The organism is Moraxella sp. I5G, from assembly GCF_055193055.1.
Genome location: NZ_JBUXLH010000009.1, coordinates 1 through 23,876, shown reverse-complemented (window position 1 = coordinate 23,876; position 23,876 = coordinate 1). Strand labels below are relative to the sequence as shown.

The 23,876-nt window shown below is 37.6% G+C and carries 22 protein-coding genes and 2 tRNA genes; 10 read left to right on the top strand and 14 right to left on the bottom strand.

Annotated features, from left to right (window positions below):
* The first annotated feature begins 84 nt into the window (after positions 1 to 84).
* Both ACZBKJ_RS06185 and ACZBKJ_RS06180 read left to right on the top strand, forming a co-directional pair.
* Positions 85 to 158 (top strand) — tRNA-Cys (locus ACZBKJ_RS06185).
* Positions 159 to 168: 10 nt separating this feature from the next.
* Positions 169 to 255 (top strand) — tRNA-Leu (locus ACZBKJ_RS06180).
* Between the two features lie 65 nt (positions 256 to 320).
* Here the strand turns inward: ACZBKJ_RS06180 and ubiA are convergent.
* Positions 321 to 1,217: a 4-hydroxybenzoate octaprenyltransferase gene (gene ubiA, locus ACZBKJ_RS06175; protein ID WP_463200078.1), complete on the bottom strand. Its 897-nt coding sequence runs from the start codon at positions 1,215 to 1,217 to the stop codon at positions 321 to 323.
* A gap of 161 nt (positions 1,218 to 1,378) precedes the next feature.
* Here ubiA and lysA point away from each other — a divergent pair, with 161 nt between their 5' ends.
* The 3 genes from lysA to ACZBKJ_RS06160 all read left to right on the top strand — a co-directional run bounded on the left by lysA (position 1,379) and on the right by ACZBKJ_RS06160 (position 4,614).
* A complete protein-coding gene (gene lysA, locus ACZBKJ_RS06170) occupies positions 1,379 to 2,716 on the top strand; it encodes a diaminopimelate decarboxylase (RefSeq protein WP_463200077.1) in 1,338 nt (445 codons plus the stop codon).
* 106 nt (positions 2,717 to 2,822) lie between these two features.
* Positions 2,823 to 3,563, top strand: a complete 741-nt coding sequence (locus ACZBKJ_RS06165; protein ID WP_463200076.1) for a hypothetical protein — start codon at positions 2,823 to 2,825, stop codon at positions 3,561 to 3,563.
* Positions 3,564 to 3,654: 91 nt separating this feature from the next.
* Positions 3,655 to 4,614 (top strand): hypothetical protein, encoded by a 960-nt coding sequence (locus ACZBKJ_RS06160; RefSeq protein WP_463200074.1) that lies wholly within the window; start codon positions 3,655 to 3,657, stop codon positions 4,612 to 4,614.
* A 61-nt stretch (positions 4,615 to 4,675) separates the two neighbouring features.
* On the opposite strand, the gene ccoP is transcribed toward ACZBKJ_RS06160, so the two are convergent.
* From ccoP to ccoN, 4 genes are read right to left on the bottom strand one after another with little or no spacing between them, the layout of a single operon-like run.
* Positions 4,676 to 5,749, bottom strand: a complete 1,074-nt coding sequence (gene ccoP, locus ACZBKJ_RS06155; RefSeq protein ID WP_463200073.1) for a cytochrome-c oxidase, cbb3-type subunit III — start codon at positions 5,747 to 5,749, stop codon at positions 4,676 to 4,678.
* A complete protein-coding gene (locus ACZBKJ_RS06150; protein ID WP_463200072.1) occupies positions 5,746 to 5,919 on the bottom strand; it encodes a cbb3-type cytochrome oxidase subunit 3 in 174 nt (57 codons plus the stop codon). Before ACZBKJ_RS06150 ends, ccoP begins: the two co-directional genes overlap by 4 nt.
* On the bottom strand, positions 5,919 to 6,557 hold the full coding sequence (ccoO, locus tag ACZBKJ_RS06145; RefSeq protein WP_463200071.1) for a cytochrome-c oxidase, cbb3-type subunit II: 639 nt from the start codon (positions 6,555 to 6,557) through the stop codon (positions 5,919 to 5,921). Before ccoO ends, ACZBKJ_RS06150 begins: the two co-directional genes overlap by 1 nt.
* 10 nt (positions 6,558 to 6,567) lie before the next feature.
* Positions 6,568 to 8,040 (bottom strand): cytochrome-c oxidase, cbb3-type subunit I, encoded by a 1,473-nt coding sequence (gene ccoN / locus ACZBKJ_RS06140; RefSeq protein WP_463200070.1) that lies wholly within the window; start codon positions 8,038 to 8,040, stop codon positions 6,568 to 6,570.
* Positions 8,041 to 8,599: 559 nt separating this feature from the next.
* Between ccoN and ACZBKJ_RS06135 the strand changes: the two genes are divergently transcribed.
* The 3 genes from ACZBKJ_RS06135 (at position 8,600) to ACZBKJ_RS06125 (ending at position 11,803) form a co-directional block, all read left to right on the top strand.
* Entirely contained in the window at positions 8,600 to 9,010 is a 411-nt protein-coding gene (locus ACZBKJ_RS06135) for an SCP2 sterol-binding domain-containing protein (protein ID WP_463200068.1), read from the top strand.
* 176 nt (positions 9,011 to 9,186) lie between these two features.
* The gene (gene ccoG / locus ACZBKJ_RS06130) at positions 9,187 to 10,638 is read left to right on the top strand and encodes a cytochrome c oxidase accessory protein CcoG (RefSeq protein WP_463200067.1); all 1,452 of its coding nucleotides are present in this window, start codon (positions 9,187 to 9,189) and stop codon (positions 10,636 to 10,638) included.
* A 106-nt stretch (positions 10,639 to 10,744) separates the two neighbouring features.
* Entirely contained in the window at positions 10,745 to 11,803 is a 1,059-nt protein-coding gene (locus ACZBKJ_RS06125; protein WP_463200065.1) for a hypothetical protein, read from the top strand.
* Positions 11,804 to 11,847: 44 nt separating this feature from the next.
* Here the strand turns inward: ACZBKJ_RS06125 and ACZBKJ_RS06120 are convergent, their stop codons facing one another.
* A complete protein-coding gene (locus tag ACZBKJ_RS06120; RefSeq protein ID WP_463200064.1) occupies positions 11,848 to 12,846 on the bottom strand; it encodes a bifunctional nicotinamide-nucleotide adenylyltransferase/Nudix hydroxylase in 999 nt (332 codons plus the stop codon).
* A gap of 72 nt (positions 12,847 to 12,918) precedes the next feature.
* Between ACZBKJ_RS06120 and nfuA the strand changes: the two genes are divergently transcribed.
* Entirely contained in the window at positions 12,919 to 13,542 is a 624-nt protein-coding gene (gene nfuA, locus ACZBKJ_RS06115) for a Fe-S biogenesis protein NfuA (protein ID WP_463200154.1), read from the top strand.
* Between the two features lie 414 nt (positions 13,543 to 13,956).
* Here nfuA and ACZBKJ_RS06110 read toward each other — a convergent pair whose 3' ends face one another.
* The 8 genes from ACZBKJ_RS06110 to dxr form a co-directional block, all read right to left on the bottom strand.
* Positions 13,957 to 14,085: a methionine/alanine import family NSS transporter small subunit gene (locus tag ACZBKJ_RS06110; protein ID WP_463200063.1), complete on the bottom strand. Its 129-nt coding sequence runs from the start codon at positions 14,083 to 14,085 to the stop codon at positions 13,957 to 13,959.
* Positions 14,086 to 14,096: 11 nt separating this feature from the next.
* Positions 14,097 to 15,605, bottom strand: coding sequence for a sodium-dependent transporter (locus tag ACZBKJ_RS06105; protein WP_463200062.1), 1,509 nt, complete (start codon positions 15,603 to 15,605; stop codon positions 14,097 to 14,099).
* A gap of 258 nt (positions 15,606 to 15,863) precedes the next feature.
* Positions 15,864 to 16,640, bottom strand: a complete 777-nt coding sequence (lpxA, locus tag ACZBKJ_RS06100) for an acyl-ACP--UDP-N-acetylglucosamine O-acyltransferase (RefSeq protein WP_463200153.1) — start codon at positions 16,638 to 16,640, stop codon at positions 15,864 to 15,866.
* A gap of 23 nt (positions 16,641 to 16,663) precedes the next feature.
* Positions 16,664 to 17,113 carry a 3-hydroxyacyl-ACP dehydratase FabZ gene (gene fabZ, locus ACZBKJ_RS06095; RefSeq protein ID WP_463200152.1) on the bottom strand — a complete coding sequence of 150 codons (450 nt, stop codon included), beginning with the start codon at positions 17,111 to 17,113 and terminating at the stop codon, positions 16,664 to 16,666.
* Between the two features lie 131 nt (positions 17,114 to 17,244).
* Positions 17,245 to 18,258, bottom strand: a complete 1,014-nt coding sequence (gene lpxD / locus ACZBKJ_RS06090; RefSeq protein ID WP_463200061.1) for a UDP-3-O-(3-hydroxymyristoyl)glucosamine N-acyltransferase — start codon at positions 18,256 to 18,258, stop codon at positions 17,245 to 17,247.
* Positions 18,258 to 20,666, bottom strand: coding sequence for an outer membrane protein assembly factor BamA (gene bamA / locus ACZBKJ_RS06085; RefSeq protein WP_463200060.1), 2,409 nt, complete (start codon positions 20,664 to 20,666; stop codon positions 18,258 to 18,260). The genes lpxD and bamA overlap by 1 nt, the downstream gene beginning before the upstream one ends.
* 122 nt (positions 20,667 to 20,788) lie before the next feature.
* On the bottom strand, positions 20,789 to 22,156 hold the full coding sequence (gene rseP, locus ACZBKJ_RS06080) for an RIP metalloprotease RseP (protein WP_463200150.1): 1,368 nt from the start codon (positions 22,154 to 22,156) through the stop codon (positions 20,789 to 20,791).
* Between the two features lie 18 nt (positions 22,157 to 22,174).
* Positions 22,175 to 23,389: a 1-deoxy-D-xylulose-5-phosphate reductoisomerase gene (gene dxr, locus ACZBKJ_RS06075; RefSeq protein WP_463200059.1), complete on the bottom strand. Its 1,215-nt coding sequence runs from the start codon at positions 23,387 to 23,389 to the stop codon at positions 22,175 to 22,177.
* A 239-nt stretch (positions 23,390 to 23,628) separates the two neighbouring features.
* Here dxr and ACZBKJ_RS06070 point away from each other — a divergent pair.
* Positions 23,629 to 23,876 (top strand): hypothetical protein (locus tag ACZBKJ_RS06070; protein ID WP_463200058.1); only part of this gene is annotated, 248 nt, incomplete at its 3' end.

Genomic DNA, 23,876 nt, shown 5'->3' with positions numbered 1-23,876 from the left:
GTTTTTTCTAAATTATGGATATTTTTTTAAAAAAATACTTGCAATCTAAAAAATTTTTGATATTATATGCATCATTCAAGCGATGGCTGGGTGGCAGAGTGGTCATGCAGCGGACTGCAACTCCGTGTACGCCGGTTCGATTCCGACCTCAGCCTCCAACCAAACCTTGCCCGAGTGGTGAAATCGGTAGACACAAGGGATTTAAAATCCCTCGCTCTTTTGAGCGTGCCAGTTCAAGTCTGGCCTCGGGCACCATATAAGAAAAACCCTAAGCAAATTACTTAGGGTTTTTGATTTTACCAAAACTAGTTTATGGCACATTATAAATTAGCCATAAAACTTGCCACCACAATGACCAAAAATACAAATCGCCCTACCCATGCATTTGCCAAAAATGCAGCAAAACACGCTAGTCGTTCTTTATATTTAATTTGATGATACTGTTTAACCATCATTGCTGCTACTACAAACATTGAATAAACAGGAATGACGCCTATTTTTGTATTGGCAAAATAATGATATAAAATCACCGTCATCAGTACTACAAAAGCGCTTTGCAATAACATAATAATAATGATGTCAAAGCGCCCAAATAAAATTGCGGTGGACTTAACGCCAATTTTTATATCATCATTACGGTCACACATGGCATACTCAGTATCATAAGCTACCGTCCAACACATATAAGCAGCAAAAACAAGCCAGCCCCATACATCTACATAACCCAAAACACACACGTAAGCCATGGGCACTGCCCAACCAAACGCTGCTGCCAATACCACTTGGGGCAAATGAGTATAGCGTTTCATAAAAGGATAAATAAACGCTAAAAACACTGCAACCAACGACCAATAAAACACTTGCACTGGCAAAAATAATAACAAACTTGCTGACAATAAAGACAAACCACAAAACGTTGCCACAGCTGTTTTTGCAGATAATCGCCCATCAGCCAGAGGTCGAGATTTGGTGCGTTCAACTTTACCATCTACTTTTCGGTCAGCAAAATCATTAATTGCACAACCTGAAGCGCGCATTAATATCGCTCCTAGCGCAAAAATTACTACAAATTTCACTGATGGTAACTGATTTTTTGTCATACTCGCTAAAAATAGTGACCACAATGTTGGATAAAGTAGAAGTTCAATGCCAATGGGTTTATCAAAACGGGTTAATTGTATCCACGCAACCAATTTATCTTGAAGGTTTTTTGTCATTTTGTACAATAATATTTAATTTTTTTGTTATTGTAGCATATTTTAATTTTGCTGAATTGTTACTTTTTGTCCATCTAAAAGTGATCGTTATTTTTAAAAAAATATGGCAAAATTAGCATATTTTGCTAAAATGGGTAAATTTTTTCGTTTTTCGGTGCATTATGACCTTTAGACAAGCTGGCCAAATTCAAAATAATAATTTATACATTGACCCAATCATTTTAGCAGAAGCCCTACCATTTTTAGATTATCAAAATAATGAACTGCATATTGATAACGTCAGTGTAAAAACTTTGGTTAAAGCCTATGGTACACCTTTATACGTTTACAGCCAAAATGCGTTGCTTGCCAATTATCGAGCTTATGTTGATGGGTTTAGCAGCCTAAAAAATGTACAAATTTGCTATGCAGTTAAAGCCAATTCCAATTTAGCAATCCTGTCAGTGCTTGCCAAGGCTGGAGCGGGTTTTGATATTGTATCCTTAGGGGAGTTAGCTCGAGTATTAAAAGCAGGCGGCAATGCTAAAAAAATTGTTTATTCTGGGGTTGGTAAAACCGCAAGCGATATCGAAACTGCTTTAAACGTTGGTGTGGGCTGTTTTAATGTTGAAGCAATGAGTGAACTTGAGCTTATCAGTCAAGTTGCTACAAAACTAGGTAAAACTGCTGCTATCGCCATTCGTGTCAATCCCGATGTGGACGCCAAAACTCATCCTTATATTTCCACAGGTATGAAAGACAATAAATTTGGTATTCATCATGAAGATGCATTGAATAGCTATAAAATCGCTCAAAGTTTACCTAATTTAGAAATTATTGGCATTGATTGCCACATTGGCTCACAGCTCATTCAAACCAAACCTTTTGTAGATGCTTTAGATAAATTAATTGAACTGATTGACACGCTGGCAGATAATGGTATTCACCTAAAACACATTGACCTTGGTGGTGGGCTTGGTGTACGTTATATTGACGAAAATCCCGATAGTGTCAGTGAATTTGCAGGGGCGTTACTGCCTAAACTCACCAAACTACAAAACCAATATGGTTTAGGACTACATCTAGAGCCTGGTCGTAATATCGTCGCCAACACAGGTGTGCTTTTGACACGCGTTGACGTCTTAAAACCCACTCAATACAAAAATTTTGCGATTGTTGATGCTTCAATGTCTGAACTGATTCGTCCTGCTTTATACCAGTCACAAATGGCAATTATTCCAGCCATTTTATCCAAAAATGAAATAAACAATCATTATCAGGCTTGGGATATTGTTGGTTCAGTGTGTGAATCTAGTGATTTTTTAGGCAAAAATCGTTTATTGGATTTGCGCGTTGGTGATATTTTGGCAGTAACTGGTGCTGGTGCATACGGTTTTGTAATGGCAAGCAACTATAACAGCCGCCTAAGACCTGCTGAAGTCTTATGTGACGCTGGCACTCATCGAATTATCAAAGAACGAGAAACCCTGAATGATTTATGGCGTGGGGAATTTTTGTAATGTTTTATGTTTTAAAGATGATTTCTTATTATACACTCTGATAATAAATCATTCTTACTTACTTATAATAATTTTAGCCATAATATATGAATCAAGCAATTAAATTATGACATCAGAAACTCAAGACGATTTTACTCACAATTACGATACCACAACAGCTGCTTTGATTGAAGGATTATTTGCAAGCTGGCAAAATACTTTAGGCAATATCAAGCACAGCTACGCTATGACTGCTGATGCCTTGGTTGATGAAATATTAATCACTATTAACCAAAAACAAATCAATGATGCGTTAAATCGTTTTGTGGTGCAAAATGTAGGACTGCTTTTACAATTACGTCTTGAACTGTTTGATGGTTATTTACGTTTATATTGCATTGCTGATGTTTTAGGACTGCATTTATCGGTTGCCAGTAACTTTAAACTCACTCAAATTCGTTTGGATAAACATCAACAAAGATTGGTTTTTGAGCAAATCAGTGAAACGGATATCTTAGATTTGCACGCCAAAACATGGTGGAAAGCCCCTGCTATTTTACTATTTATACGCTGGTATCGACGATTTTTCAAAAAAGACCCTTTGCCATTTTTGCTAAGTTTATCTCCCAAGCTAAAGGGGCTACCTTTTATTGAATACAAAGATAATTTTATTTATCTACAAATTGGACGTTGGTTTCCAAAATCTTTTCATGAGCGTCTAAAAAAAATACAGGTGAATCGTGGAGTGGTAAAACCTGAACAATTGTTATTACAGGTGCAACCAAATTTTGTAGAGATTTTAAGTTTTGGCGACCCTAATGCTGACATTATTACCCAAGCAGACAATCCTAATAACCAAGCTAGTTAATTTACTTTGAATTACAATTGGCTGATTTAACAGCTTGATTTTTTAAAATTATCCCTTATAAATATAGGGTTTTTACAATTTTAGGATAATCATGAGCAGCCATCAAACTTTGCATTACAATTATCAGCAACCAACACCAAATCTTCTACAAAAAATGGATTTACCTTGTGAACAAAACGCAGGACATGGCGACCACTGGGCAATTTTAACAGATAATATTGGTCAAGATGTGCCCAACTGGTTGCAAAAAATGCTGGAAAATGCATCACTACCTGTGGGTCTCGCCCCCAATATGGCAAGCAATGCTCGTTTATTGTTAGGACAAAATCAAACCTGTCATATTAAACAAATTTTATCAATGGTTGATGGTAAACCAACCGCCTTCATCAATGCCTTTCCCTGTGTAGAAAGTCCTTATGTACTAGAGTGCGAAATTCAACGAATCATTCGCTGCGAAAAAACAGCTGATGCCATTTTACGATTAAAAAGCCAAGATGGAACCATTATCTACGCTTTTGACCAACTTTACAGCATTAATAATCATCAATATCAAGCAAATAAAGTTTATACTGCTCATTTTAGCGCTTGGGCATACCAGATAGAACCCAGTAATCAAGAACAAACAATTTTAGTAGAAGACCCTAAAGCAATTCGCTATCATCGTGCTTTTAATGACATTGTTTCAAAAAATAATGGACAAGTTCCTGACAATATCAATGAACAAATCAAAGCATGGCAACCGGAAGACCCAAATGCAACCCTTGCTCCTGTAGAAATTAATTTGGGTCATAGTTGTATTTATTTGTTTGGGGATACCTACGGTCAAGAGGATGAGGCGTGGTGCCAAGGTCAAGTGTTGGGCATTAGCCAAGTTCGGTTTTTTGAAAAAGACATTACTCTGTTTGATGTAGTAATTTTGCGCGAATATGGCAGCAAGCCTTTAGTAGTGCGCATTGCCACACCAACCACTGTCCAAACTAGCAGTATTAAAGTTCATGACTACATTCAAGCCAATATTTGGCTACAAGTAGCAATCTATCAAAATAATTAAACAGATTTAAAAAAAAGACCTTAAATCAATCATTAAGGTCTTTTTTTTAGGTTCAGTGATTTTATTGATCATCTTGTTGCTGACTAATAAAGCGAACATATGCTGCAAGTAGCATGATGCGCTCATTACCCAACTTAGTACTCCACTCAGGCATCACACCAGAGCGTCCATGACGAATGGTTTGCTGCACAGTTTCACGATCGCCGCCAAATAACCAAATATCATCGGTTAAATTAGGTGCACCCATCGCAGTTTGACCCTTAGCATCAGCGCCATGACAAAGTACGCAGTTAGCTTCAAAAATGGCTTTACCTTGAGTAACTTTAGCCTGGTCAAGTTCATAACCATTTTGATTACCTGAAATGCTTAGTACATATTCAGCAGCTGCACGAACTCCAGACTCACCCAATTGCTTTTGCCATGCTGCCATTGCACCAACACGACCATTGTGCACTGTTAGCAAAATCTCTTCGGGTTTACCGCCATACAGCCAGTCATTATCAGTTAGGTTTGGATAACCTTTGGCGCCTTGAGCATCTGAACCATGACACAATGCACAGTTTTGCAAAAATAAGTTGTTACCAATTTTTGCTGCTTCTTGGTTTTGTGCTAGTTTATCCACAAAAGGTGCAAGTAATTTTACTTGCTCATCAATTTGAGTTTGCAATTCTTTATCAGGTTCGGCATTTTTTCTTTGGGTTGCTTGCAATTCATTTAGTTTTGCTAAAATTGGCAATGCCCCTTCTGCACCTGCATCTGCTAAAATTACTTCTTCAAAGTTTTTGCTAAAGGTTTGATTGTTACGCTCAAGTCCACTGTTTAGTTCATTTGCTGATGTCCAAGAAACTTCCTGACCATCTACAGAAACTGTAGCCACACCTTTCCAGTTGGCTGGTTGGATTGATGGATAAAAGACAAAATAACCCAAACTCCAAGCCAATGTGCCAAAAAATACAACTAACCACCATTTTGGTAAAGGGTTATCATATTCTTTAATACCGTCATATTCATGACCGGTGGTATGATTTTCATCTAAAGTAGGTTTTGTTTTTAAAGTCCATGCCAATACGCCGAAGATAAATAACCAACAGCCTAGCGATAGGACAGTAATCCAAGAACTCCAAAAAAAGCTCATTGTATATCCTTAGTGCGTTGTTTTAATGAATGCGATTCACCATCTAACGCAAGTTGTGCATCTTCTTCAAAGCGTTTTTTATTTTTGGGGGAATATGCCCACCATGCAACGGCGATAAACGCTACAAAAGCCGCCACCGTTGCAATACTATGTAAAACGCCCCAGTTCATTAACGTTGACCCTGCATCGCAATACCAAGCTGCTGCAAATACGCAACGAGTGCGTCTAGCTCGGTCGCACCCTGAACTTGGTCAGGTGCTGCTTGAATATCAGCTTCGGTGTATGGTAATCCAAAACGGTCTTTGAATAGACGCATTTTGGCTTGAACTTTACTACCGTCAACTTCATTTTTCTCAAGCCAAGGATAAGACGGCATGACTGATTTTGGCATGACTGAACGTGGATTAATCAAATGGTCCTTATGCCATTGGTCAGAATAACGACCGCCTACGCGCGCCAAATCAGGGCCTGTACGTTTGGAACCCCATAAAAATGGATGGTCCCAGGCAGATTCAGCAGCACGACTATAAGGTCCATAACGCTCAACCTCAGCACGCAAAGGGCGAACCATCTGCGTATGACAAACATGACAGCCTTCGCGGATATAGATATCACGACCTTCAAGCTCTAACGCTGTCCAAGGTCGCATATTTGGTAAAGGCTTATTTACACCACCTTTGTCAGGGGCATTGGCATCATAAATTAATGGCAAAATCTCAACCAAAGTTGCAAAACTAATGGCGATAACAATAAAGATGACCAGTAAACCCGTATTTTTCTCAACAATCTCATGAGTAAGATTTGACATGGTTCTCCCCTTATGCGTTCACAACAGCAGCATTACTGCCAGTACCATCAGCAATTTCGCCTAATGTACTTGGCATTTTGATGGTTTTGTAGCAGTTATACGCCATGACAATCATACCCGTTACATACAAGAAACCGCCCAACGCACGCACTACAAATGGAATGTGTGAAACAGCAACTGAACTGATAAAGTCATAATTTAGCGTACCGTCAATTGGGTTTGTAGAACGCCACATTAGACCTTGGGTAATACCAGAAATCCACAAAGCAACGATATAAAGCACTGTACCGGTTGTTGCCAGCCAGAAATGCACAGTAATTAAGTTGATGGAATACATTCTTGCTTTATTATAAAGACGTGGCAACAATACATAAATTGAACCAACGGTAATCATACCTACCCAGCCCAACGCGCCAGAATGCACGTGACCTACTGTCCAGTCTGTATTATGGCTGATGGCGTTTACTTCTTTAATGGAAAGCATTGGACCTTCAAAGGTACTCATTGCATAGAATGATAAAGCAACAATCAAGAAACGAATAATTGGGTCAGTACGCAGCTTATCCCAGCTACCAGATAACGTCATAACACCATTAATCATACCGCCCCAAGAAGGCGCAAATAAAATTAATGAGAATACCATACCCAAAGACTGTGTCCAATCAGGCAATGCTGAATAGTGCAAATGGTGTCCACCTGCCCACATATAAGAAGCAATCAATGCCCAAAAGTGCACAATAGACAAACGGTAAGAATAAACAGGTCGACCAATTTGTACAGGTACAAAATAATACATCATGCCCAAAAACGCAGCAGTCAAATAAAAACCAACAGCATTATGACCATACCACCATTGTACCATTGCGTCTGTTGCACCACCAAACAAAGAATAAGATTTCCAAGCAGACAACGGAATAGCAAGGTTATTAACGATATGTAGTAAAGCAATGGTAATGATAAAGGCTGCAAAGAACCAGTTTGCTACGTAGATATGAGAAGTTTTACGCTTAATTAATGTGCCAAAAAACACAATAGCGTAAGCAACCCATACCAAAGCAATCAAGATGTCAATTGGCCATTCAAGCTCTGCATACTCTTTAGTGGTAGTGATACCAAGTGGCAAAGTTATGACCGCAGAAACAATTACTGCCTGCCAACCCCAAAACGTAAACCACGCTAAATAAGGTGCAAAAAGTCGCGTTTTGCAAGTACGCTGAACGATATAATAGGAAGTTGCAAAAAGTGCTGACCCCCCAAATGCAAAAATTACCGCATTGGTATGTAGCGGTCTTAAACGCCCAAATGATAGCCAAGCAGTGTCAAAGTTTAATATTGGCCATGCCAACTGTGATGCGATAAATACACCAACAGTCATGCCGATGATACCCCAAAATACCGCCATGATAGTAAAGAAACGCACAACGCTAATTTCATACTCATGGTCAACCGATAGGGGGGCTACTGTTGTATTAGATAGACTCATTGGATAGTTTCCTGTGCAGCCCAATTATTTTTGTATTGCGTTTAGGGTAATATCATTTAGTAATGTTGCTTTACCCAAAATCCACGCCTTAAAATTTGTTTTACTATTGTAACGCAATTTTTAACAAATATCACGACCAACCAACAGGCAAGACTAAAATCCATCTAAAAACAATGAATGGATGTAATAAAAATGGCTGATTCTAACCGATTTTATGTTGCTTGCGAAAGTCGTGTTTTGACTTTGTGTATTGCAAATTATTGATAAAATTTAGCAACAACACTTAGCTTGCGTTTAACAAATCCACACTTATAACAAGGTGTTTTTGTAAGTTTTCATGCTGTATTATACAACACTATTGTAAATTTTCCGCTACCTTTTGTAAAAATAATGCAATTTTTTGGCAAATTTTTCTTATTTTTTTACAAATTTCTTTGATGGTAATCAATTTTTTGGCAGGTCTGGCGTGATTTTAAGAACAAAAGGTGAATTTTTACCCTTTTATAGTAAATTTCTTTTATAATAATGATAACTATCAAGAATTTTTTAAGGATACCTGATGACACAAACTACAACCTTTAATTTTTTAACTCAATCATGGTTTGATGCAGTTGCTAGACTTAATCAAGAAGTAGGTGAATTAAATCTACCTCCAAACCTTGCTGAACTTATCATCAATGTTACCGTTAAATCTGAAAATCCAACACTTTTGCACTTACAGGCTGGAAAAATCAACCAACACCACATACAAAACGCTGATGCCACAATTTATATTGACCAAGATACACTCAATCAAATTATTCATGATAATTCTGTGGATACAGCGCTAGAAGCGTTTATGACTGGGAAAATTTTTATTGAAGGCGATATGTCTAAAGTAATGGCATTGCAATCAGCTCGCCCCAGCCAAGAACAAAAGGCGTTATATAAACAAATTAAAGAAATGACCAATTTTAATCAAAATTTCTAATATGCAACTAAATGTTAAAATTGTTACGGCTTTATTGGACTTTTGGATAAAACGTAGTAGAATAAGCATATTCTAAAAATGAAATTTAGATTTACCCAGCCAAAAATGTATTTAGTTGAGAAATTTTTTATCAACTTGTCTGACTAAATATATTTTCCATAGCTAAGGTTGTTGCCATGTCTGAATCAAACGAAAAAATACCTCCTGAAACCCCCAAAAAAACCAAACCTGAACCTGTCAAAAAAATTCCCATTGCACCGGTACCAGATGCCACCAAAAAACGCATACACCCACGTTTTGTAAAGGGCAAATACCAAAACATTCGTTTGATTACAATGTATGCAATTTTAGTGGGATTTTTGGTAATGCCATGGTTTCGCTGGAATGGTCATCAGGCGATTTTATTTGACGTGATGAGCGCCAGATTTTATATCTTTGGGGCAACATTTATGCCTCAAGATTTTTACTTTTTTGCGTTTTGTTTTATGATTGCTGCCATGTTGCTCTTTATGGTAACGGTCTATGCAGGACGGATTTGGTGCGGATATGCTTGCCCGCAAACCATCTATGTGCATTTATATCAACACGTAGAAAAATGGGTGCTTGGCGAACGCAACAAGCGCATGAAGTTTGAAAAAGAACCCATGAGTGGCAAAAAACTTGCCAAAAAGGCCTTAATTCATTTTATTTGGGGCATTTTTAGTGCCATTACTGCCTTGACCTTTATCGCGCTGGTAGTAGGCACAGATTATTTGATTTTTAACGGCTCTACCCCATTTTTTATGGGTTGGGGTAAGATGACTTGGGTATTTTTCGGCATTATTACATTTGTAACCCATATGAATGCTGGCTATATGCGCGAACATATGTGTGTTCATATCTGCCCTTATGGTCGTTTCCAATCGGTGATGTTTGACAAAGATACTTTAATCATTTCATACGATTATGAGCGAGGCGAACCACGCGGCGCTAGAAGAAAAAATGCTGAACATTCAAGCCTTGGCGATTGTGTTGATTGCACCATGTGTGTGCAAGTCTGCCCAACAGGGATTGATATTCGTAATGGTTTACAAGTTGAATGCATCCAATGTGCTGCTTGTGTTGATGCTTGTAATGAAATTATGGACAAAGTGGGTTATTCGCGCGGTCTAATTCGTTATACCACTGAACGTCAATTGGTAGAGAAGAAAAAAGCCAAATTACTCAGTTTTCGTATTTTTGCCTATATTTTTGTTTTATCAGCGCTAATTATAGTTGCAACATTGGTGGGATTGGGTCGCAAACCTCTTGAGATGGAAATTCGTCATGAACGTAAACAGCTTAGCATGAAAAGCCGTGATGGCATGGTTGAAAACAGTTATGTGGTTAAGATTATTAACAAAACCGACCAAAAACAAACCTATAAAGTTAAACTAGAAGATGTGGAAGGATTGACTTTGCGGTCTCGTTTTAAAGAAATTTCACTAAACGCCAATGAACCTTACAACATCCCTGTTAGCATTGTTGGCGACCCTAAAGTGATTAAAGAAGGTCATACACCTGTTACTATTACTGTATATAGTACCAATGGTCAATACAGTACCAGTGCTGAAGATGTGTTTATTTTAGAATCCAAAAACAAAAAATAAATCACACCGATAAATTAGCTAAAAGCTCCTGTCCTAAAGGAGCTTTTTTATTTTCTAAAAACTTATATTGTGTTATGATTACTTAATTCATCCATTGATATTTACTATGTTTTATTTTGCCCCTCATCCAAAAACATTCATAATTTGCATTAGTTTATGCAGTTTTAGTGCCTTTGCTGAAAATACTGATAATGTAAATAATGTCATTTCAGAAAACGTCAATATAACTAACAATGAATTTACCACCACCTCAAGCACCCCTACCCTTGAGCCAAAAAAGCACAACTCTTGGCTTGATAAACACAAAAGTTCTTTGACAAAATTTATTGACGCCACCGCTTATAAATTAGATGATTTTTTTGGTACGCCCAATCCAAGCAAACCTGCTGAAGCCAGTTTACGGATAATGCTGGATATGTATGATGACAAACACAATGGTTTGGTTCTTAAACCTCGTCTGCGTGGTAAAATCCGCCTACCAACTTTAGAACACCATTTGCAAGCGGTTATTGGCGATGATGATTTGGACAATGAACAAGGTGGCGGTGCTCACACAACCACTCGTCCAAGCAAAACTGATGACCTGATTGACCGTCAAAGCCACAAAGACAACTCATCATTAGCTCTACGATTTAGTCGTTTAAAACAGGATTTAAACATTCAGACTGATTTAGATTTAGGTTTGCGTGGCAGTGATGTCTATCTTAAACTGTACGGACAAAAACAATGGGATTTACCCCACCATTTCCACAGCAAAATCGAGCAAGTCTATAAATACGGCACAAAAAGTGAGCATTATGCCCTATCCACTATGGAATTTTCGCAACCCCAATCCAAAACACGTACACTATACAGCCGCTCACATCTTATTTATACACACAAAAATCATGAAGAAGACCTAAACTGGAGTCACAGTTTATATCAACAGCATCAATGGCATGCAAAACATGGCATCAAAGAATTTAGTTATGGTGTTTATTTGGGTGGTGATGTCAATAATCATTCCAAAGCCAATTTAAACAATTACGGTCCTTATGTTAGTTATCGTCAGCCGATTTGGCGCGATTGGTTATTTGTACAAAGCCAGATTAGTTTTTATAACAACAAAGATTTAAATCAAGAACATCATTTAGCTGCCTTTGGACGCATTGAAATACTATTTTAATTTAACTGTATTTTGATTATCATGACTTGGTGGTTTGATACAATTTACAAGCCAAGCATTTTGACAATAATTCCATAGTGGTCTTCAAAAAAACGATTGCCATCAAGTTTTGACAACGGCAGCCAAAACGCACAATTGGCATCATCCGCCCCAACAACAGTAGGTAACTTATTACCATAAAGTTCACAATAAAACACCGTGGTGATGGTACGTCCACGCAATGAGCGGTCAGGCTTATCAAAGATTTCTTGGGTTTTAATACATGATTTATTCAAAATAAGTCCAGTTTCTTCTTTTACTTCGCGTATCATGCATTGTAACAATGTTTCATCTTTATCTAAAAAACCTCCAGGCATTGCCCAAAGCCCTTGACCATATTCCCCACCGCGCTCAATCAATAAAATATGTCCCGCCTGCACAATCAGCGCATCTGTGGTAACAAAAATTGGCGGATAAGGGGCATGCTGCCACGCATTTTGATAATTTACGATATGTTGATATTCTTTTTGTAATTGAGAAAAATCTTTGGTCTGACTAAAATTCTGTAAAAATTTTTGACTGGACGCTGGCAAATATCTATCAATATCATCACAACCTGAAAAATAACTCAATCTTAATGGAGTGGCTGATAAATTTTCAAAATTGGGTAAAGTTACCAAGCGCCATTGTGGAAATAATGATAAATAATAAGAACTTTCATCTTTATTATGACCAATAATACCGATTTTTGCATTCACATCATCCTTGGTAACTGCGCTAACTTGCCATTGAATATTTTGTATCCATTGATGGTCATTGTATAAAGTGTCATCTATTGGTAAAAAATGCAGTCGCTGACAAATGTTATCATCAAAAGCGCCTTGTATCATCAAGACTCGTTCATCAAAACTAAAAGGGTTTTTGAGCGTGCGGGGAGCATTTGCCGAACCGATTAAAATAATCAGTTGTCGCGCCTGTTGCATAGCTTGTTCAATAACAAATTTATGACCCAAATGAAATGGCTCAAACCGACCAATAAACACCAAATAATCAAATTTATTCATAAAAATCTCAATATACCTTGATAAATTTGCGTTATGTTACCATATTAGAGAAAATTTTTGTTTTTTGAGACAATCATGAGTGAAAACACCAACGAATTAACCAGTAATATTGTAATTACTGAATCTGCGCAAGCCTATTTGAGCGAACTACTTGCTAAACAAGAAACTGAAGGAATTGGCGTACGAATTTTTGTAGAACACGCAGGCACACCAAGAGCTGAATGCTGTATGTCTTATTGTCATCCTGACGAAATCATAGACAGTGATTTGCAAATTACCTATCCTAATTTTATCGCCTATATTGACGCGCCTAGTATCACTTATCTGCATGACGCTGTTATTGACTACAATAAAGACCGTTTTGGTGGTCAATTAACCTTTAGAGCCCCCAATTCAAAAGTTCCTCAAGTTGGTGAAAATGCCAGCATTGAAGAACGCATTAATTATGTATTACAATCAGAAATTAATCCTCAGCTTGCCGGCCATGGCGGCAATGTGGAACTAGTAGAAGTTCTTGAAGATGAAGCGGGTAAAATTGCTGTTTTAAAATTTGGTGGCGGCTGTCAAGGCTGTTCTGCTGTTGATGTTACTTTACGTCAAGGCGTAGAAGTGCAACTAAAACAACAAATTCCCGAACTAACCCAAGTCATTGATGAAACAGACCATACTCAAACTCAAAATGCATATTACAAATAATCTGTAATATCAAATGATAAAAAACACGCATAAAAGAGCGTGTTTTTTATGATAAGTCCTTCACAACTAAATTACCAAGAATCGCTTGCCATCATAGATGATATAAAAATCAAAAAGACGATTATCAACATTGGTAGACCTAGTCCAAAAAGCCACAACCACTGAAACAGTGGTTTGATTTGCCAGCTAAATATTTCGCTAACAAAAACTGAGGCTGCTTTGATCCAACACACAAAATAAAACACCCAATACAATTTATCTGCTGTGATTAACGACGTTTTAGGCAGCTTACCTCTTATCACAAAGGTATACAACCCGGTGATAAGTATAGGCACCCAAATTGGTGAGGACAGCGCTAGTATTGTTGCCAATATTGTTACAAGCATTTGTTTTTATTCCAAATATTATCAAATATCAATGGTCATTTGGTACTTTATCCATATCAATATCAGGATTTTTGACTAAATGGATGATTGACCAAATCAAACCGCCCCAAATTGCTACCATGGCAAAAACCATCACCGCTAATGCAGATGAACTCATACAACATCTCCTTATTTATTTATGCCTGTTTTATGTTCATGATGAGATGCATGACCTTTTGCAAGAGTAAACACCAGTGCCACCAGTGCAAAAAATGCCACCGTACCCCAACCAAAAATCACCTGAGTCAATACATCATACTCACCATAACCTTTGGTTAGCAATTCTTTTAAGGTTAGAACCAATGCGGTAATTAATGCTGATGGCGTAACAATTGTTAGCATAAATAACCAAATTTTGCCCACTTTAAAACTTGAAATGGCATTAATGTGAGCGACTAGTTTTGCTGCTACAGGACGATTAAACCAAGTTACCCAAATGATGGATAAAATTGCACCCAAAACGATGCCAATATTATTAGCAAAGTTATCAACAATGTCCACAAATGTAATGGTTGTTTTGGTAGAAAACAAAAATACCGAAATAAGCGCTGATACACCGCCTACTACAGTCACTGCTTTTTTATGCGACCAGCCAAATTTATCTTTAACCGCTGAAATTGGCACTTGTACAATACTTGCCATGGATGTCAATCCTGCCGCAAAGAGCGAACCAAAGAACAGTACCCCAATTAAGGTGCCAGAATCGCCCATGGTTGAAATAATTTTTGGAAATGCCACAAATGCAAGACCTGGACCGCCTTTAGCAACTTCTTGCACAGGAACATTAGTTGCAGTTGCCATAAAACCTAATACAGAAAAAATCCCAACTCCCGCCAAAATCTCAAATGATGAGTTGGCAAAACCAACCACCAAACCAGAACCTGTTAAATTAGCATTTCGGTTAAGATAAGAGGCGTAAGTTACCATAATCCCAAAACCGATAGACATTGAGAAGAATACATGGCTAAAAGCCGCCAGCCAAACTTTAGGGTCAGTCATTTTTTCCCAGTTTGGTGCAAATAAAGCGTCCAGTCCTACGCTTGCTCCTTCAAGTTGGCTCGCCTTAAATACCATCACACCAAACATTAAAATAAGTAAGGGAATGCAAATTCGGTTAACCAGTTCCACACCTTTACGCACGCCGCCATACATAATAAACATGACAACCGCCCAAACTAAAACGATGTCAATAAATAAATGAGGTACAATGGTGAAATCAAGTCCACTGCCTGCTTGTAAGTAAGTTGCTTCAAAAAATTGACCTGGGTCTTGCCCCCATGCTTGAGTAAAAGCGTAAAGCGTATAATGACCCGCCCAACTCAACACACTGGCATAATAAATTCCAATGATACTACAAACTGCTACCTGCCACCAGCCAATACCTTCAGCCGACTTAATCATGCGTCGATAAGCAGTGGGTGGAGCACCTTTATATTTTTGCCCAACTACATAATCTAAAAACAGCAAAGGAAAACCTGCTGCCACTAACGCCACCAAATAAGGTAATAAAAATGCACCGCCGCCATTTTCATAAGTCACATATGGAAATCGCCAAATATTACCCAGCCCTACTGCCGACCCAATCGCCGCTAAAATAAAGCCGGAACGTGCCGACCAATTTTCACGTTGTTCAGACATTTATTTTTCTCCTTGTCATTATTTTTAAAAATAATTTTTTGATTAAAATCAATTATTTATAACGTTATGATTTATTTATAAATGATAAAGATAAACAAATCAGCAACAATATAGTTTGATTTAAGAGATAGAAAAAGTCAAGTAAATTAATTTAATTTATTAAAGATTTTTATCAGTCTATCTGTAAATTTAGACAACAAAACCCATAACAAACATTGTTATGGGTTTAAATCAATACAAAACAACGAGTTGTAATAATTACTTAATCAGTCCACGTTTGCTTTTTTGAATTGATTGAATTAATAAGGCAATTTTAGGCTCATCAGATAATAATTTATTCAATTCTATCAATGCTTCATCTTTAAGAAGCGATGAACGAAAAGCAATTCGATAGGCTTTATCAAGATTTTGAATGGTTTGCGCAGACCAGCCCTTACGTCTCATACCCTCTTTATTAATACCATGAGTCTGAGCAGGATTGCCTGATATGGTAACAAATGCCGCCACATCCTTCACAATAATACTACCACCACCAATCATACTATAATCATCGATATGACAAAACTGATGGATGCCTGATTGACCACCAATGATAATATGATTGCCAATATGTGCATGACCTGCCACACCCACATTGTTTGCCAAAATATTATAATCCCCTACCATGCAGTCATGAGCGATGTGCGTATTTACCATGAATAAATTATGGTTACCAATTTTGGTTAAACCGCCGCCATCTTTTGTTCCTCGGTGAAGCGTACAAGATTCACGAATACGGTTATAATCACCAATTTCTAAAAATGTCTCTTCACCTGCAAATTTCAAATCTTGTGGCACTTCACCAACACTGGCAAATTGATAAACTTCATTATGCTGACCAATGGTGGTGTTATCACCAACAATAACATGACTTTTTAAAACTGTATGCGCGCCAATTTTAACATTTTTGCCAATAATACAGTATGCACCAATTATTGCAGTATCATCAATCGCAGCAGTATCATCAATAATAGCGGTTGGATGGATGTTATTCATAGTAGAAGTTTGATTTTTCATAATTATACATCGGTTAATTTTTGGCGAGCAATCATAATTTCGGCACTGCAAGCCAATACACCATCAACGTGAGCAGTACAACTAAATTTATAAATTTCACGTTTATTCATCAAGGTTTTAGCGCGCAAAACCAGTGTATCGCCTGTACTGACTAAGCGCTTAAACCGCACTTTATCCACGCCCGCAAACAAATATAAATAGCCATCTTTTGACGTTTGATTAGCGCTAATAAAACCTAAAATCCCTGCAAGCTGCGCCATCGCCTCCACCATCAAAACCCCCGGCATAATTGGATTATCGGGAAAATGACCATTAAATAATTCTTCGTTAGCAGTAATGTTTTTATAACCTGTAATCCAATTATCAGGTGAACATGCAGTTACCCTATCAATCAACATAAATGGATAACGATGAGGTAGATATAGTTTGATTTGGTCATATTTTAAAGGCATAACCAAGCCACGCTCTGCTAATGCTTGGAGGTCTGATCCATTTAATAAATCATAATCAAGAGTAGAATTTGACATAAAATTTCCACGTTGTTTTTTGTTCTATGATAAACAATTTAATAATATTGATAACTTTATTTATCGCCAGATTGACGAAATTTGACAGCCGCTCGACGCCATTTAGCAGAAGGCATAGCTGGAACACCCGACGAATAAGTCCCCGATTCTTTGATAGACCCAGTAACCATTGTCATACCCGTTAAAGTCACTCCATCAGCGATGGTTAGATGCCCTGCGATGCCAACTGCTCCACCAATGATACAGTTTTTGCCAATAATGGTGCTACCTGCAATGCCTGTTTTTGCAGCAATTGCCGTGCCAGATTTAATGACAACATTATGGGCAATTTGCACCAAATTATCAATAATTACGTTCTTTTCAATGACGGTATCGCCCACCGCTCCTCTGTCAATACAAGTATTGGCACCAATGCGTACATTATCACCAATAACTACTTTGCCAAGCTGGGCAATTCTTTGCCACATCAGACCTTCTTTGCTGATATGTGGTGCAAACCCAAAACCTTCAGCGCCAATACTTGCTCCTGCATGAATACGAACATTTTGACCGATTTGACATTGATGGTGAATATGTACGCCACTAGCAATAAAACAATTGTTACCAATGACTGCACCATCATCAACTACCGCATGATTTTCAATATGTACACCATCACCAATTACCACATCATCACCAATAACACTATAAGCACCAATGACGACATCACTGCCTAATTTAGCAGTTTTAGCGACAATCGCTGTTTGATGAATACCTATCTTTTTGTTAGGATACGCAAATAATGTGCTAATACTAGCATGAGCCAAATACGCATCTGCAACAATCACAAAAATTGTTGGTATCTCTGGCAAATTATCTGCAAATTGTTGAGAAATCAGCACAATACCAGCCTTAGTTTTTGCTAAATCATTACTGTATTTTGCACTGGATAAAAATGCAATGGAGTTATCATCAGCACTGGATAAATCTGCCACTTTATTAACCGATTTATCCAAGGATAACAAAGATTGCTTGTTGATGACAGGCTGACAAAGTTCAATATTTTGAATAAGTTTATCTAAGGTTATCATCAGAATACACTACCAATTTGGAATTGAACTTTTTCAGTTTCATCGTTTGCTTTGTCATTTAGTGGTTGAGCATAGCTTAATGAAATTGGTCCGATTGGTGTATACCATGTTACACCCACTCCTGCACTGTAGCGAATCTCTTTATCTTGTTGAACATAGGTCAAATCATTAACATTAGTTAAACCCAAAATACCCACTGTTTGTTTATCTAATTTACTGGTGTCATAAACTTGACCTGCATCCACAAACAGCACGGGACGCACCTGATTTACCCAATCGCCCTTAAATGGCACAGGTAAAATCAATTCCATTCCACCTGTAACTAAAGCATTGCCACCGATTTCTTCACCACGAACGGTTCTTCTGCCATTAGCTAGATATATATAGCCTTGTGATTGTGGTCCTAAAGTTGATGCCTCATAACCACGTACCGAACCATAACCACCTGCATAAAAGTTTTCATAAAATGGTAAATTATGACCGTAACCTAACTTCGTCCACCCACGCAGTACCGTACCTTTCCACATTGGAAAATAAATATTGCCACGATACACCGCCTTTTGATAGGTTTGGTCGCCAAAACCCAATGTTAAGTCCAAATTATGACTCATGCCCTTGGTTGGAAAAACTGGTTTATCCAAACTTGAATAACTCCAACCCAACATCCCGCCATAAATCATATATTTATTGGAAAAAGACGCATCCGAACCATTAATGTTTGCTGTGCCGCCATCACTCAATAATTGCTTAATGTTTGCAATGCCCATATAAGGACCGCCACGCACTTTGGTGCTATCCAAGGTAAAGCCACCATTTAAACGTTGATGTTCATTAATTGGGTAGCCATACGCCAAAGATACACCATAAGAATCCAGCACATAGTTACTAATATTGCTGTTATCGTATTTGGTTTTTCGATAGTAAGCATTAAGACTTTGTGACACTCCATTAATAGTAAAGAATGGGTCTGTCAAACCTAGACTATAACTATCGCGAGTTTCTGAACGTGAAAATGATGCGGTTACTTTGTTACCCGTTCCCATAAAGTTGTTTTGTGATAGGTCTGCTTGGAACGTAATACCGCCACTTTGTGAATAACCTGCTGCAATGGTTGATGAACCTGATGGCTGCTCTTCAACCATATAATTCACATCCACTTGGTCGGGACTATTGGGTACAGGTTTAACATCAACTTTAACGTCCTTAAAAAAGCCAGTACGCATTAAACGCACGCGCGATAATTGAATTTTTTGGTTGGATGCCAATGCGCCTTCTAGCTGTCTCATTTCGCGACGAAGCACTTCATCTTTGGTTTTTAGGTTGCCTGTAAAATTAATGCGACGTACATATACAGGGCGTACTGGGTCAATGTAATAATCAATATCTACTGTGTGCGTTTGGTCGTCAATGCGGCTAATTGGGCGGATTTGGGCGTAATAATAGCCATCATCCCCAAATTTAGAAATAATATCATTGGTGGTTTGGTCAAGGTCTTTTTGTGAATAAATCGCCCCTTGTTTAAATTTCACCATGTTTTGTAATTCTTCAGTCTTATAGGTAGGATTGCCTAAAAACTGAATTTTGCCAAATTTATATTGCTCACCTTCATTGATACTAACTTCAATAAAAACTTTTTGCTTCGCTTCATCAATATTGAGTATTGCCTGACCAACATCTACACGCACAAAACCTACATTTAAATATTTGGCTTTGATGTTTTCAACACTGGCGTTTAATTTTTCTTGAGTATAGCGATTCGCCCTTGATAAAGGATTGATGGTTTTATCTTTTAATGCCAATTCTTCTTTAAGTGATTTACTACTAAAGTACTGATTACCAATAATATTAATATCTACTACTTTGGCGGGTTTTCCTTCTATAAATTTTAAATCCAATTTAACGCGGTTACCGTCCAGCTCAGTTTGTTTAACCTCAATATCACTATTATAGTAGCCTTGAGAAATATACTGGTTTTCAAGCTCGCTTTCTAACGCCTGAATGGTAGATTGTTTAAGCACATTACCCACTGCAAGACCTGTACTTTTTAAGCCCTGCTCGAGCCCATCTTTAGGGATGAGTTTATTGCCCTCAAATTTTAACTCAGCAATGACGGGGCGTTCGGTTACATAAAAAGTTAATTTTTCACCTTGTACGTCTGCTTGAATGTTGGAAAATTGTTCAGTATCGTATAAAGCTCGGATGCTATTTGCTAATGCCTCATCGCTAACCATCTGTCCTTCGGTGATTGGCAAAGCGACTTTTAGACTTTCAGGGGTTACTCGTTTTAATCCAGAAAATGCAATTTCTTCAGCAACAAAAGATTCTGCTGAAGCTGTAGTCGCCATCACTAGAAGCACTGATGAAGTGATTGATTTTTGTATAAAATTGCTAAACTTAGAATAACGCATATATTTTTTCCGTTATGTGAATACAATACTGATTGCAGTAAATTAAGCTAAAAAGGTCAATTTGGCAAGCATAAATCAGGTTTTTTACTAAATTTTCATAAAATAATCAGATTATCAATGGGTTAGCCAAAAATTCGTAGTATATCATTACCAATTGCTAAAATCATGAAACACAAAAGCAAGGTAAAACCAACACGAAAACCGGTCATTTGCACTTTTTCTGACATTGATTTTCTAAAAATCAGCTCGTAAGTGTAAAATACCAAATGCCCACCATCAAGCACAGGAATTGGCAGCAAATTTAACACCGCCAAGCTTAAACTAATCAGAGCCATAGTTGATAATACTTGTTGCCAGCCCATCTCAAAACTGTCCTTTGAGACTTCAGCAATTGTAATTGGTCCTGATAGATTATCCAGACCAATCATGCCCATTATCATTTTACTCATGGATGATAACGTCATTACGGCTAGCTCATAGGTTTTGACAAATGATTTTTGTATCGCCTCAATTGGTGTATAGGAAATTTTACTGATGAATTCTTCAGGAACTTTAACATCTTTTGGCGGTTTGATGCTAGCACCAATCTGTCCTATGCGCTGACCATTTTCTTTGGTAGCTCGTGGCATGACTTTAATATCTTGAGCAACCTCATTTCTTAGAACTGAAAAAGTTAAAAGCACTTCGGGATTTTTACGCACGATAGTAGTAACATCAAACCAGTCATCAACTTTTTTACCATTGATATGAGTAATTATATCCCCTGACTTTAAACCCATCAAAGCACCCGCTCCATCAGGTGAAAGTGTATCAATGATAGGCAAAATATAAGGTCGGTATGGCAACGCCCCTAAGGCGGTTAAGGGGTCAAACCCTTTTTGCTCGCCTTGCATAAAATTAGCAACTGCGATTTGAGTGGTTTTTGATTGATTATCTGCGGTTGTGGTCAGCTCAATCACTCCTGACTCACCCATACGATTCGCCAGTTTATAATTAATATCATTCCATGTTTCTACCATTTGCCCATCAATTGCAACAATTTTATCGCCAATTTGTAAACCAGATTTTGAAACCGGTGAATCAGCAATAATACGTCCAATTTTGGTGTTTAATTGCTCACTTGGCTGTAAAAAAAGCACAAAAAATAACAAAATAGTGATGATAAAATTCATCATAGGACCTGCCACCACAATGGCAATTTTTTTTAGTGGATGCTGGTTATTAAATGCCAAATGTTTTTCATCATCAGCTACTTCACCCTCTCGTTCATCCAACATTTTGACATAGCCGCCCAAAGGAATCAGACCAATGCGATATTCTATGCCTGTTTTTTTGCTCGTCCAACCAATAAGTTTTGAACCAAAACCGATTGAATAAGTCAAAACCTTGACTCCACAAAGCCGCGCTACGATATAATGACCCCACTCATGCAAAGCAATTAAAGGGGTTAAGACAAAAAGCGCCGCTAAAAACATCAAAATTGCTGTCATCATTGTCTGCCTATTATCCTATTTTATTTTGCTGTTTATGATGGCTTCACCAGTCAAACGAGCATGCTTATCAAAAGCCAAAATATCATCCAAATCATTAAAAGTTTGGCATAAAGACGATGATAATGTTTGATGATTAAGCGATGCTTCCACAACATCAGCAATGTCTGTCAAAGCAATTTTTTCTTGTAAAAACGCTGATACTGCCACTTCATTGACTGCATTTAAGACAATACAAGCTCCATTACCTGTTTTTATTGCCTCACGTGCCAGCATCAAGCACTTGAATTTTTGAATATTAGGAGCGATAAATTCCAATTGTGCCATATCAAATAAATTCAGTGGCATAACACCACTTTGAATGCGCTTAGGGTAAGCCAAAGCATGAGCAATGGGTGTCTTCATATCAGGCGTGCCACACTGAGCCAACAGTGAACCATCAATATATTCAACCAAGGAATGTATGATGCTTTGAGGATGAATAGCAATATCAATCTTACTTTCATTTAGATTAAATAAATGACAAGCTTCTATCAGCTCAAGCCCTTTATTCATCATAGTAGAGCTATCAATAGAAATTTTTTGCCCCATAGACCAATTGGGGTGTTTCACTGCCTGAGCAACGGTTGCTGTTTGCATTTGCTCATAGCTTTTGTACAAAAAACTACCGCCGCTTGCCGTTAGCCACAATTTTTTTATACCCAAATCAAGATTATGAATGTGCGTATTATTTTCTTGAACGGTTCTGGGCAAACATTGAAAAATGGCATTATGTTCGCTATCTATGGGTAAAATAGTTGCGTTTGATTGTTTGGCGGTTTGCATCATTAAATCGCCCGCCATTACAAGGCTTTCTTTGTTGGCAAGTAAAACTGTTTTTCCAGCCTTAATTGCAGAAAATGTGGAAATCAGTCCTGCTGCACCAACGATTGCCGCAACAACTTTATCCACCTTTTTATCACAAGCGATGGCACAAAGCCCTTCTTGTCCTGAAACCACGGTTGTATCAATTTTAGCAACTGCCAGTTGCTTAGCAAAATCTGTTTTGTCTTTATCTGCCACACAAACCATTTGTGGGCGAAATTCTTGGCATAATTCAAACAGTTTTTGGGTTTGACTAAATCCTGACAAAGCAAATATTTGATATTTATCTGCATGTAATCTTATCAAATCTAGTGTACTTGCACCAATTGAACCTGTTGCTCCTAGCAGACTAATATTTTGCTTTACCATAAGAATTATTTATCACAATAAAAATACATCATTTTAGCATAAAAGTATAAAAAAACTAAATATCGATTCATCGCATAAAATTACATATATTTACTTATTTTTACTAATTTAACAAATATATTATTAAATTGCATAATTATGTTGCTTTTTATATATTTTTATATTAGTATTAATGGGAATGATAATCGATAGTTAGTTGATTATCATGATTTTATATTTGTTTTGATAGGAATGAAATCATGAATCACCTTAAAATGAGTTTATTGGCTATTTCTTGTGCAGCAATTTTAACAGGCTGTTCAAGCTCTGATGATACGCCAGCCGCCCCAACCAAGATGGTACAACCGGGTACGCAAAATTCGGGTAATGCTGGAACAAATAACAATTCAAATTCAAATAGCAGTCAAAATTCGTCCACTGAGCAAACCAAACAGCCTGAAACCAAACAGCCTGAAACCAAACAGCCTGAAACCAAACAGCCTGAAAC